Source organism: Acetobacter estunensis (genome assembly GCF_011516945.1).
Classification (GTDB): domain Bacteria; phylum Pseudomonadota; class Alphaproteobacteria; order Acetobacterales; family Acetobacteraceae; genus Acetobacter; species Acetobacter estunensis.
On record NZ_WOTH01000004.1, the window covers coordinates 150,594 to 162,786 of the forward strand.

Annotated in this window: 9 protein-coding genes and 1 pseudogene; 5 read left to right on the forward strand and 5 right to left on the reverse strand. The window is 62.4% G+C overall.

Annotated elements, in window-relative coordinates:
• Positions 1-6: 6 nt before the first annotated feature.
• The 4 genes from kdsA to tpiA form a co-directional block, all read right to left on the reverse strand.
• Positions 7-843, reverse strand: coding sequence for a 3-deoxy-8-phosphooctulonate synthase (kdsA, locus tag GOB87_RS03725; protein ID WP_166313195.1), 837 nt, complete (start codon positions 841-843; stop codon positions 7-9).
• On the reverse strand, positions 833-2,470 hold the full coding sequence (locus GOB87_RS03730; protein WP_166313196.1) for a CTP synthase: 1,638 nt from the start codon (positions 2,468-2,470) through the stop codon (positions 833-835). The genes kdsA and GOB87_RS03730 overlap by 11 nt, the downstream gene beginning before the upstream one ends.
• A 126-nt stretch (positions 2,471-2,596) precedes the next feature.
• Positions 2,597-2,929, reverse strand: a complete 333-nt coding sequence (secG, locus tag GOB87_RS03735) for a preprotein translocase subunit SecG (protein ID WP_166313197.1) — start codon at positions 2,927-2,929, stop codon at positions 2,597-2,599.
• Positions 2,930-2,979: 50 nt separating this feature from the next.
• Positions 2,980-3,729: a triose-phosphate isomerase gene (tpiA, locus tag GOB87_RS03740; protein ID WP_166313198.1), complete on the reverse strand. Its 750-nt coding sequence runs from the start codon at positions 3,727-3,729 to the stop codon at positions 2,980-2,982.
• 226 nt (positions 3,730-3,955) lie between these two features.
• On the opposite strand from tpiA, the gene GOB87_RS03745 reads away from it, so the two are divergent.
• The 5 genes from GOB87_RS03745 to ppk2 all read left to right on the forward strand — a co-directional run bounded on the left by GOB87_RS03745 (position 3,956) and on the right by ppk2 (position 11,336).
• Positions 3,956-5,899, forward strand: coding sequence for a peptidylprolyl isomerase (locus GOB87_RS03745; protein WP_166313199.1), 1,944 nt, complete (start codon positions 3,956-3,958; stop codon positions 5,897-5,899).
• Positions 5,899-7,431 carry an anthranilate synthase component I gene (trpE, locus tag GOB87_RS03750; protein WP_166313220.1) on the forward strand — a complete coding sequence of 511 codons (1,533 nt, stop codon included), beginning with the start codon at positions 5,899-5,901 and terminating at the stop codon, positions 7,429-7,431. Before GOB87_RS03745 ends, trpE begins: the two co-directional genes overlap by 1 nt.
• A 25-nt stretch (positions 7,432-7,456) precedes the next feature.
• Positions 7,457-8,404 (forward strand): glycosyltransferase family 32 protein, encoded by a 948-nt coding sequence (locus GOB87_RS03755; protein ID WP_166313200.1) that lies wholly within the window; start codon positions 7,457-7,459, stop codon positions 8,402-8,404.
• Between the two features lie 210 nt (positions 8,405-8,614).
• On the forward strand, positions 8,615-10,132 hold the full coding sequence (locus GOB87_RS03760) for an inorganic phosphate transporter (RefSeq protein WP_166313201.1): 1,518 nt from the start codon (positions 8,615-8,617) through the stop codon (positions 10,130-10,132).
• 328 nt (positions 10,133-10,460) lie between these two features.
• The gene (gene ppk2 / locus GOB87_RS03765) at positions 10,461-11,336 is read left to right on the forward strand and encodes a polyphosphate kinase 2 (protein WP_166313221.1); all 876 of its coding nucleotides are present in this window, start codon (positions 10,461-10,463) and stop codon (positions 11,334-11,336) included.
• Between the two features lie 100 nt (positions 11,337-11,436).
• Here ppk2 and GOB87_RS03770 read toward each other — a convergent pair.
• Positions 11,437-12,193: pseudogene (locus GOB87_RS03770) on the reverse strand (carbohydrate porin); the annotation flags it as partial.

Here is a 12,193-nt window from a genome sequence, read left to right on the forward strand (position 1 = left end):
AAGGGGTTAGACTGTCTTCGCAAGCGCGTCGAAGCGTTGAAGGTTGCGGATGAGCGCGGGCATTTCGCGCAGGGGGATCATGTTCGGTCCGTCGCTGGGCGCGCGATCCGGTTCCTCATGTGTCTCAATGAAGACGGCCGCCACGCCAATGGACACCGCCGCACGAGCGAGAATGGGCGCGAACTCGCGCTGTCCGCCCGATGACGTGCCGTGCCCGCCCGGCTGCTGCACGGAATGGGTGGCGTCATAAACCACCGGATAGCCGGTGCTGCCCATGATCGGCAGGGCGCGCATGTCGTTGACGAGCGTGTTGTAGCCAAAGCTGGTGCCGCGCTCGCACAGCATGATGCGGTCGTTGCCGGTGGAGGCAATCTTGGCCGCAACGTGCTGCATGTCCCATGGGGCGAGGAACTGCCCCTTTTTCACATTGATGACGGCTCCTGTTTTTCCTGCCGCCAAGAGAAGGTCGGTCTGGCGGCACAGGAACGCTGGAATCTGGAGCACATCCACGGCTTGTGCGGCGGCGGCGCACTGGTCCGGGGCATGGACGTCCGTCAACACGGGCACACAAAGTTGCTCGCGGATATCGGAGAGGATCTGAAGACCCTTATCCATGCCGATGCCGCGCTGCGAGCCGATGCTGCTGCGGTTCGCCTTGTCATAGGAGCTTTTGTAGATCAGCCCGATCCCGGCCTCTCCACAGATTTCGGCCAGAGCCGAGGCCGTGTCCATCGCGTGAGCGGCGGATTCGATCTGGCACGGACCGGCAATCAGGACGAGGGGCAGGGCGTTGCCGATCTCCAGATCGCCCAGCAGGACCGTGTGGGGCGGTTCATTCGCCATGTTCGGCAGCTCTTTTTACTGCAGCGCCGATGAAGCCGGCGAACAGCGGATGCGGCGCGAAGGGGCGCGAGATCAGCTCGGGATGATACTGCACGGCCACGAACCATGGATGGTCGGGATATTCCACGATCTCGGGCAGGATGCTGTCGGGCGACATGCCGGAGAACTTCAGGCCCGCCGCCTCGATCTTTTCACGGTAATGCACGTTCACTTCATAGCGGTGGCGGTGCCGCTCGCGGATGGTCGTGGTGCCATAAATCTCGGCGGCGCGGGAGCCTTCCGCCAGCTTGGCGGGGTAACCGCCCAGACGCATGGTGCCGCCCAGTTCGCCGCCTTCACGGCGGCGCAGCATCTCGTTGCCGCGTGCCCATTCCGTCATCAGGCCGATCAGCGGTTCGTTGGTGGGACCGAATTCGGTGGAGGAGGCGTCAGGAAGACCGGCCAGATTGCGGGCGCATTCGATGACGGCCATCTGCATGCCGAAACAGATTCCAAGGAACGGAATGCCGTTTTCGCGGGCATAGCGCACGGCTTCGATCTTGCCGCCCGAACCGCGCTCACCGAAGCCGCCGGGCACGAGAATGCCGTCCACGTTCTTGAGGCGCTCCAGAGAAGCGGGATTCTTCTCAAAGGCCTCGGCCTCCACCCATTCCAGCTTTACGCGCACATGGTTGGCGATGCCGCCGTGCAGCAATGCCTCGATCAGCGATTTGTAGCTGTCGAGCATGGCTGTGTACTTGCCGACCACGGCGATGCGCACTTCGCTGTCGGGCTCCCGGATGCCGCGCACGATGGCCTTCCACGCGGAGAGATCCGGCTCCTTGTCGTGAGGCAGTTCGAAATAGTGCAGAACTTCCGTGTCCATGCCTTCCGCATGATAGGACAGCGGGCATTCATAGATCGTGTCCACGTCACGCGCGGCAATGACCGCCTGCGGGCGCACGTTGCAGAAATTGGCGATCTTGCGTCGCTCGTTTTCCGGGATCGGACGGTCGCAACGGCACAGCAGGATCTGCGGCTGGAGGCCGACGTTCTGGAGTTCCTTGACGGAATGCTGCGTGGGCTTGGTTTTCAGCTCTCCCGCAGAGGGAATCCACGGCAGCAGCGTGAGATGCACCACCATGGTGTTCTCAAAGCCGAGATCGTTGCGGAGCTGGCGGATGGATTCGAGGAAGGGCAGGCTTTCGATATCGCCCACCGTGCCGCCGATTTCCACGAGGCAGAAATCCAGCCCCTCGGTGTCGGCCACCACGCGTTCCTTGATGGCGTCGGTGATGTGCGGAATGACCTGCACGGTCCCGCCCAGATAGTCGCCACGACGTTCGCGGGCGAGAACCTCGGAATAGACGCGCCCTGTGGTGGTGTTGTCCGCGCGCGTGGCGTTGACGCCGGTGAAGCGTTCGTAATGGCCGAGGTCGAGATCGGTCTCGGCACCGTCGTCGGTGACGAAGACTTCACCGTGCTGATACGGGCTCATCGTGCCCGGATCGACGTTGAGATACGGGTCGAGCTTGCGCAGCCTGACCTTGTATCCACGCGCTTGAAGGAGGGCAGCAAGAGCCGCAGATGCGATTCCCTTGCCAAGTGAGGACACCACGCCACCGGTGATGAAAACGAACCGCGTCATGGAAGGGCTACCTACACCGAGGGTAAGGGGAGAGGGAAGGGCAAAATCCCGCGAGAGGAATTTTCACCGGCTGAGTCAGGAGCGCTATGAAAAACCCCGGCGCGAAGGCCGGGGTTGGAGGAGTGTTCAGGGCTGCGATGCTGGCGCGGGAGCGGCAGGTGGAGCCGCGGGCGCCGGTGTTGTCGCGACCGGAGGAGGTGCCGCCAGAATGTCGTGGTTGGCGCCGCTCACAGCGCCCTTGTTGAGCATGGCCAGAGCCAGAGACAGCAGCATGAACGCGGTCGCGAGCACGGCCGTGGTGCGGGTGAGGAGATTGGCCGTGCCACGCCCGGACATGAACGCGCCCATGCCCTGCGACGAGCCGATTCCGAGGCCACCGCCTTCGCTGCGCTGGATCAGCACGACTCCGATCAGGGCCATGGTCACGAGAAGATGGAGGATCAGCAGGACGGTGGTCATGGACTATCCGGTCAAAGGTCGATCAGACCCGCATCCGAACCCGGAAGGGCTCAGGCGGCGGGAACGGCGTGAATGATGGAGAGGAACGCATCCGGCTTGAGGCTTGCGCCACCGACCAGAGCGCCAGCCACATTCTCGATATCGAGAATGGAAGCGGCGTTGTTCGCATCCACGGAGCCACCATACAGGATGCGCAGCGATTTGCCAGCGTCCCCGAACTGGCGCTCCAGTTCGGCGCGGATGAAAGCCACCGTGGTGCGGATGTCCTCGGCGGTCGCGGCAAGGCCGGTGCCGATGGCCCAGACCGGCTCATAGGCCACAACACCCGTGAAGCCGTCGGGCAGGGAGCCCTTGATCTGCCAGCCCAGCGTGTCTTCGGTCTCGCCGCTCTGGCGCTGGTCTTCCGTCTCACCGATGCACACGATGGGCGTGAGGCCAGCTTTCGTTGCAGCGAGCACCTTCTCGCGCACCGTCTCGTCCACTTCGTTGTAGTCGCGGCGCCGCTCGGAATGACCGAGGATGACGTGCGTGGCTCCAACATCGGCCAGCATGGCAGCCGAGATGTCGCCCGTATGCGCGCCCTTGTCGTCCTTGTGGCAATCCTGCGCGCCGAGAGCGATGGGTGTGCCTTTGAGAGACGGAGCCAGCAGCGCAAGCTGCGTGAAGGGCGGGCAGACCACCACTTCCACGCCGGGCGCGGGGCTGGTGGTCAGGCCCGCGAGAAGCTGCTTCACGCGGTCTGCGGAATCGGCGGTCAGACCGTTCATCTTCCAGTTGCCGACGATGATGGGCTTGCTCATGGCGTCCGTCTCTCCCCTCGTGATGCGGCCTCATGACCGGGACCGGTCAGGGCGCGGTCCCCGAATGTCGGAAACACCGCTACTCCATGCAGGCGAGCGGGCGCAAGCACCGCAACGCGCGCCTTCTGGTCAAGCGGGTGCATCGGGAATATGGTGCCGCGCCCGGAACATGGCCCTGCGCGCGTGCTCCGGCTGTCCTTTTTTCTGCTCGCGGACCCGTGCCTGCATGATCTCCTTCCTGCGTCATTTCGTCGTCGATTCCTGGGTGGGACGCATCCTTGCTTTCGTCATCTTCCTCGCATTCGTGGGGTGGGGCGTGGGCGACGTCATCACCAACATGGCCGATGACCCTGCGACCGTGGCGACGGTGGGCGCGCAAAAGGTCAGCACCCGCGACTTCGCGGCCGCTCTCCAGCGCGAGATGCCGGCCATGGCGCAGCAGATGGGCGCGCCGGATGTGGCCCATATTCCCGCCATCCTGCGTCAGCAGATGGGCCGCGAGGTGCTTCAGCGGCTGATCGGGCAGGCCGAAGTGCTGGAGGCCGCCAAGACCTACGGCATCGACGTGTCGGATGAGGCCGTGCGCGACGAGGTGTTCTCCATGTCTTACTTCAAGGGCAAGGATGGCAACTTCGACCGCCAGAAGCTCAACGCCATCCTGTCGGCCAACGGTATGACCGAGAAACGCTTCCTCGGGTTGGTGCATGACGACATCGCCGGACGCGCCATTCTCGAGCCGCTCGCCATGGGTGTGCACACGCCTGATTTCGTGGTCCGGCGTACCTATGCGCACGAGACCGAAACCCGTGTGATCGATCTGCTGCGTGTGCCGTTTGCCGAACAGGCCGATCCGGGCACACCTGATGACGCCACGCTGCGGCGCTATTACGCCAATCATCCGTGGCTGTTCCAAAGCCCGGAATACCGTCATGCCCGCATCGTGGTGCTTTCGCCCGACACGGTGGCGAAGATGGTGCCCGCGAGCGATGAGGAACTGCACCGGCTCTATGACAGCCAGCGCGAGCGTTTTCATCAGCCGGAACTGCGGAGCGTGGAAGTTGTGACCGCGTCCGATGAGATGGCGGCCAATGCCATTGCCACATTGTGGAAGGGCGGCGCGGACTGGAAGCAGGTGCAGGTTGCGGCCAAGGATGCGGCGGCCGTGGCGTTCGATGACGCCCGTCCCAGTTCTTTCCCGTCCGATGCGCTGCGCAAGGCCGTGTTCGACGCCGCGCCCGATGTCGTGTCCGGTCCGGTGAAGACGGAAATGGGTGTGGCCGTTTTCCGGGTGACGAAGGTGACGCCGCCGCGTGAAATCAGCTTCGAGGCGGCACAACCGACCCTGCGTGACGAAATCACGCAGGTGCGGGGACCGTCCATGGTCAGCGCCAACGTGCCCAAGTTGCAGGACGCGCTGGCGGGCGCGGGGCTGGAGTCCATTCCCACCGACCTTGGTGCTGCTGCCGCGGCAGGCTTCCTCGACGCACAAGGAATGACAAAGGAAGGCGAGCCTGCCCCGTTGCCAGCCACGGGTGAGTTGCGCGACGCCATCGTCAAGCGCGTGTTCGCTCAGGACAAGGGCGCGCCCCCTCAGTTGATGGAAGCGAAAGGGCCGGGTCCGAAGGGCCAGCCGCCCGTATCTCTCGGCTGGTATGCCGTATCGGTGGACGAGATCACGCCTGCGCAGCCGATGTCGTTCGAGACGGCGCATGGGAAAGTGCTGGCGGCGTGGCAGAACGAGATGCGCCATCAGGCGGCGAACCAGCACGCGACACAGTTCTATGTCGCCGCGCAAAACAAAGGTGGGCTGGCGGCTGTCGTGCCTGAGGGCGCGCCCCTGCAGAAAGGTCTGATGGTTTCGCGGGCGCGTCCGCTCGACGCGCTGCCGCGCGATCTGGGCGCGGTGGTGATGCACATGCCGGTCGGGCGGAGCGTGATGGGTGAGGATGACAAGGGATTCGTGGTGCTCACCGTGACCGCCATCGAGCATCCGGACCCAAAGTCGGACAGTCTTGGCATGGCCCGGGTGCGTGACGGTCTGTCGGAGTCCATGGCCTCCGATGTGACGTCCGCCTACATCCATGGGCTGGGCAAGCGCTTCAAGGTGAAGATCCTGCCCGGTGGTGTGAAGGCCGCCATGCAGGACGCTGGCTATGGAGACGATTCATGATGCGGCTCGATACGCTCGATTCTCCATCGCGTGCGGATTGCGCAGCACTCTGGGAACGAGGTGAAGGGGCGGTTGTCTTCGCCGTGGAGGCGGCCGATCTGCTGACGCCGGTTGCGGCTTATATGCGGCTGGCGGCGATGGAAGGCCGGGACGGACGCGACACACTTCTGCTGGAATCGGTGGAAGGCGGCGCGAGCCGGGGACGTTATTCCGTCATTGCGCTGTGTCCCGATCTCGTGTGGCGCTGTCATGACGGCAAGGCTTCGATCAACCGCCATGCCGCCACGCAGGAAGATGCGTTCGAACCGGTGACGGAGACGCCGCTGGAGAGTCTGCGCAGCCTGATCCGCACAAGCCGACTGGCGCTTCCCGATGGTCTTCCTCCCATGACCGCAGGTGTGTTCGGCTATCTGGGCTATGACATGGTGCGGCAGATGGAGCGTCTGCCAGACGCGCCGGCGGACGATCTGGGTCTGCCGGAATCCATTCTCATGCGGCCCGGCCTGTTCGCCATCTTCGATACGGTGACGGATGAGCTGATCCTTGCCGCCCCCCTCCGCCCCCGTGCGGATCAGACGGCGAACGCAGCGTTCGATGCGGCACAGGCGCTCATCGCGCGGGCGCGGGCCTGTCTTGCAGCTCCTCTGCATGTCGCTCCGGAGCCGCATGTCGGCGCGCTGGCCGCGCCACATTCCACTTACACCGAAGCGGAGTTCGAGGATGTGGTGCGCCGCATTCAGGACTACATCGCGGCGGGGGATGCCTTTCAGGTGGTGCCGAGCCAGCGGTTCTCCACGCCGTTCGGCCTTTCATCCCTCGCACTTTACCGCTCCCTGCGTCGGATCAATCCGGCGCCCTTCCTGTTTCATCTGAACTTCGGTGGATTTTCGCTCGTAGGATCGTCGCCCGAGATTCTCGTGCGTCTGCGCGAAGGGATGATGACGGTGCGCCCGTTGGCCGGAACGCGCCCTCGGGGTGCGGATGCGGAAGAAGATCGGCGACTGGAAGAGGAACTTCTGGCCGACGAGAAAGAGCGGGCCGAGCATCTGATGCTCATCGACCTTGGCCGCAACGATGTCGGGCGCGTGTGCGTGACGGGTTCGGTGAAGGTGACGGAGCGTTTTGTCATCGAGCGGTTCAGTCACGTGATGCACATTTCTTCCAATGTGGAAGGCGTGCTTAAGCCCGAGTTGGAGACACTGGACGCTTTGGTGGCGGCCTTTCCTGCTGGCACCCTGACGGGGGCGCCCAAGATCCGCGCGATGGAGATCATCGACGAGGTGGAACGTACCCGTCGCGCCACCTATGCCGGGTGCATCGGCTATTTTGGCGCGGGCGGAGACATGGACACCTGCATCGGGCTGCGCATGGCCGTGGTGAAGGATGGCATGATGCATGTGCAGGCGGGCTGTGGTGTGGTGTCGGACAGTGTGCCCGCGCTGGAATGTGCCGAAACACGGCACAAGGCACGCGCGCTGTTTCGGGCGGCGGAAGATGCCGTGCAGCGGGCAGCACGCACCGCCGAGGGCTGAATTGAAGGGCTAAGGAGAAGCAGCGATGCTATCGAAAAGCGATCTTCGTTTGTGGAAAGACGCGGCGAAGAGCCTGTTTTATGGCATTGCCTCCAAGGAGCGTACCGCGCCTTCCTTCATGGGCTGGACAGACACTCTCGCGACGGGAACGCAGACGCGAAGTGAAAGCGCCATTCCGCGTATCGTGTGGATGTATTGGGACGGCGACACGAAGCCGCCGCTGGTCGAGGCGACGATTGCGCGTGTGCGGGCACTCAACCCCGATCACGATGTCCGGCTGCTCGATAATCGTAGTGTGCGTGAGCATATCGAGGCGCCCTTTCTGGAGCGTTCCGATCTTGCCGCAGCCCTCAAGAGCGATCTGATCCGTCTGGAACTGCTGGCGCAGTATGGCGGCATCTGGGTCGATGCAACCTGCATCTTTCATGAGAGTCTGCAATGGGTGCATGACGCCAGTTGCAGCGATTCCGCCGATCTGGTGGCCTATTACCGGGCGCAGGACACACAGGATCGGCGGTTTCCCATCATCGAGAGCTGGTTTCTTGCCTGTCCGCCGCAGACGACGTTGGTTCAGGTGTGGCGCGATGAATTGCGTAAGGTGCTGACGCTGGGACGCGATGCGTATTTCCGCTCGCTTGTGGCGCGGCCGGATTATGACACGATCCGTCAGGGGATCGAGCGTCCGGAGTATCTGCTGGTCTATCTGGCCGAGCAGATTGCGCTCAGGGAGGCCGAGGCCTCCGCTCTGTTCCTGCGCAAGGCGGAAGATGGCCCTTTTCTTTACCAGATGGCCGTGCGCTGGGACCGTGAACGTATCGCCACACTCCTGTGCCGGCTGGATGCGCCAGTCACGCCGCCGCCCGTCATCAAGCTGACGCACAGCAACCGTTATCTCTTGCCGTTGCTGATCCGTCTGCGTCTCGTGCGCGGCTCCAGCGTTCTGGGACGGTTTCTGGAATCGCTGGCGCGATAATTCGTAACAAACAGGGATATGGCGGTGGTTCCCTGATTTTAGCGTCTGTCATAAAACCGTCACTGTGGATTTGCCCGGGCTGGTGCCTAGAAGAGCGCCGGTTTTCATTGCTGGGTGGTTAATCCATGTCAGACACTACAGCGGACAGCGCACCCATCGGGCGTCCGGACATGCGCGGCGGCGTTCAGGCTGTTCTTCTTTGGCGTCATCATGGCGGCGCTTGCGTTCGTGGGCTACAGCGTTATTTCCGATGTCCGCGCCGCGGGCGGTCAGGATGTAGCGATTGGTGCATTCGTTCTTCTCGGACTGGCGTTGCTGATCGCGCTGGGCTTCGAGTTCGTCAACGGCTTTCATGACACGGCCAATGCCGTGGCGACGGTCATCTACACCAACAGCCTGCCGCCGCTTGTCGCTGTCGTGTGGTCCGGCATGTGGAATCTGGCTGGCGTGCTCATCTCTTCCGGAGCGGTGGCGTACAGCATCGTCACGCTGCTGCCGGTGGAACTGATTCTTCAGGTGGGAAGCGGCGCGGGACACGCGATGATCTTCGCGCTGCTTCTGGCGGCCATCATCTGGAATCTTGCTACCTGGGCGTTGGGTATTCCCAATTCATCGTCGCATGCGCTGGTCGGTTCGATCATGGGCGTGGGGTTGGCCAACCAGCTTCTCGCGCCGCACGGCGTGGCGACGCAGGGCGTGGACTGGACTCAGGTGACGAAGGTGTTCGAATCCCTGCTGTTCAGCCCGATCTGCGGCTTTGCACTTTCAGCCGCGCTGCTGGTGCTGATGAAGCTCTTCATCCGTAATCGCAAGCTCTACGAAGCGCCCAAAGGCGATCAGCCGCCGCCGTGGTGGATTCGTGGTCTGCTGATCACCACCTGCACCGGTGTATCGTTCTTCCATGGCGGCAACGACGGCCAGAAGGGCATGGGTCTGATCATGCTCATCCTCATCGGCGCGGCGCCGACGGCGTATGCGCTGAACCGCGCCATGCCCGAAGACATGACGCCGGGCTTTGTGCAGGCCGCCGATCAGGCCACGTCGATCTTTCAGTCCCATGCGGGATCACACGGGACGGCCCCGGATCTGGTCACGGCACGGCAGATCGTTGGCGATGCCCTGCGCACACGCAGTGTGACAGGTCCGGAAGTCTATAGTGCTTTGGCCGTAATTTCCGATGCCGTGTCGCGTGACGTGAAGGATTACGGCTCCATCCATTCCGTGCCGTCCGCTGTCGTGCCCAACGTGCGTACCGACATGTATCTGGCCTCCGATGCCATCCGTACCATGAAGTCGGATCCTTCCTTCTCCGCGCAGGATGTGGCCGGTTTGAAGACTTTCATGAAGGATCTCAATGAGGGTACCCGCTTCATCCCGATCTGGGTGAAGGTTGCGGTCGCCGTGGCGCTGGGTCTGGGCACGATGGTGGGTTGGAAGCGCATCGTCATCACCGTGGGCGAGAAGATCGGCAAGACGCATCTGACCTACGCTCAAGGGGCTGCGGCCGAGATCGTCGCCATGGGCACGATCGGTCTGGCGGAAGGCTATGGCATGCCGGTTTCCACCACTCACATCCTTTCAGGCGGTGTGGCAGGAACGATGGCGGCCAATGGTTCCGGGCTGCAATGGTCCACCCTGCGCACCATGGGGCTGGCATGGGTCATTACGCTGCCGGCTGCCATGATGATCAGCGGCGTGCTCTACGTTCTGCTGCGTCAGGTGTTCTGACACTCTCTTTCATAATCTTCTCTGATGACAGCATCATCGGAGAAGAGAGCGTAAAGGCGTGACGGCTGTCATTGGGCATCCGTCACGCTTTTTTGTGCCATCATCATGGTTTCATGTCGGTTTTGTGAAACATGCCGACAAAAGCGCTTTGTCTCGTGACGATGTCCTGAACATTCTGGCAGAAAGTGGGGGGCGCATGGCCCCTGTGACCGTTTCGCAGAACGGTGCACGGGGTGCCGTGCGCCTTGCGTGTTTCCCGGCGTCGTCGTGATGCCGGGCGGATCGGGAGAGCGCCGTGAACGACCAGTCGTTGCAAAGCCGTGCGGAAATGGACCGTCAGAGTGTGCGCGAGGAAATCCTCGACGATATCGACGAGGAGTTTGAACTCGAACTCGACGATCGTCGTCTTGAAGGAGAAAACGCGGGAGAGGCTTCGTTCCGACGCACCTATTTCCGTGAACTTCTTCGTCTTCAGGGCGAACTTGTGAAGTTGCAGGACTGGGTACAGGACACCGGCGAGAAGGTTGTCATCCTGTTCGAGGGACGCGACGCGGCGGGTAAGGGCGGCGTCATCAAACGCATCACCCAACGCCTCAATCCACGCACCTGTCGGGTGGCGGCGCTCCCCGCCCCAAGCGAGCGCGAGCGCACGCAGTGGTATTTCCAGCGCTATGTCAGCCATCTTCCGGCAGCGGGCGAGATCGTGCTGTTTGATCGAAGCTGGTACAACCGTGCCGGCGTCGAGCGCGTGATGGGTTTCTGCACGGACGACCAGTACGAAGAGTTTTTCCGCTCCGTGCCCGAATTTGAGCGCATGTTGGTACGCAGCGGCATCCGCCTTGTGAAATACTGGTTCTCCATCACGGATGATGAGCAGGAGCGGCGTTTCCGCGCCCGTATCGAGGATCCGCTGAAGCAGTGGAAACTCAGCCCGATGGATCTCCAGAGCCGTATTCGCTGGGAAGACTACACCAAGGCCAAGGAAGTCATGCTGGAGCGTTCCAGCATCCCCGAAGCGCCGTGGTGGGTCGTGCAGGCTGTGGACAAGAAAAAGGCGCGTCTGAACTGCATCGCGCATCTTCTCTTGCAAATGCCGTATCAGGCGGTGGAGAAGCCATTGGTGGAACTGCCGCCGCGTGTCTATCACCCGGAATATGAGCGCCAGCCGACGCCGCAGGATATGATCGTTCCTGAAATCTGGTAAAAACAAGGCTCTCCAACAATGTGTATCGGAGAGCCTTTCTTTTTCATCGGAAAGTAGAACCGCTTCCCAACTGTTCGTGGGAAGCGGTTTTCTTATTTCCTCAGAAATTGATGGAGGAATGGAGTCCGAAGATGGCCTCGTCGCGGACGCGGCGGAGGTGCGAGGAACCGTAATCCTGCACGCCGCCGCCGGGACGCCAGACGTATTGGAAGTCCGGCTGGATGACCCACCAGGGCATGACCTGCGCCTGCTAGGTCAGCTCGATATGGTTCTCGTTACGCTGGACGATGGAGCCGGAGTTGCGGTCATAGCGGCGCTGACCATAGGTGGGGCGGCCGATGCCCCAGCCCAGACCCAGCGTGTCGTTGTCGCGTCCCTTGAACGGCGCCTTGAGGTTGACGCCAGCATCGACCGCGAAACTGATCAGATTGCGGTCGCCGCCATTGCCCGTGACACGGGCGAATACGCCCAGAGATTGCGGTGAATCGGGCGAAGGCCGCCAGACCATCTGATCGATGATTCCGTAAACCATCCAGTTGCCACGCTTCCATTTCGGAATGCCTGTGGTGTCGGAGGAACTTCCCAGAGGCTGGCCCATGTTGTTGCGCAGATAGCTGGGGAAGCGTGCGGTGTCGTAATAGCCGCCGAGCTTGTAGACGCCGGGCAGTCCTTCGGTCTTGTGGCCGTGCCCGTCATCGGAGCCACCGATGGAGGTGGCGTATTGCAGTTCGGTGATGAGCAGCGCACCGGTGCCCATGTTGAAGTTGGCGCCGTTCTCGTTGTTCGTATTCTGGTTGGTGGGATCGGCCGAGTTGCCGCCGTTCTGGATGCCGAACGAGTTGTTCTTGTTGCCCGGC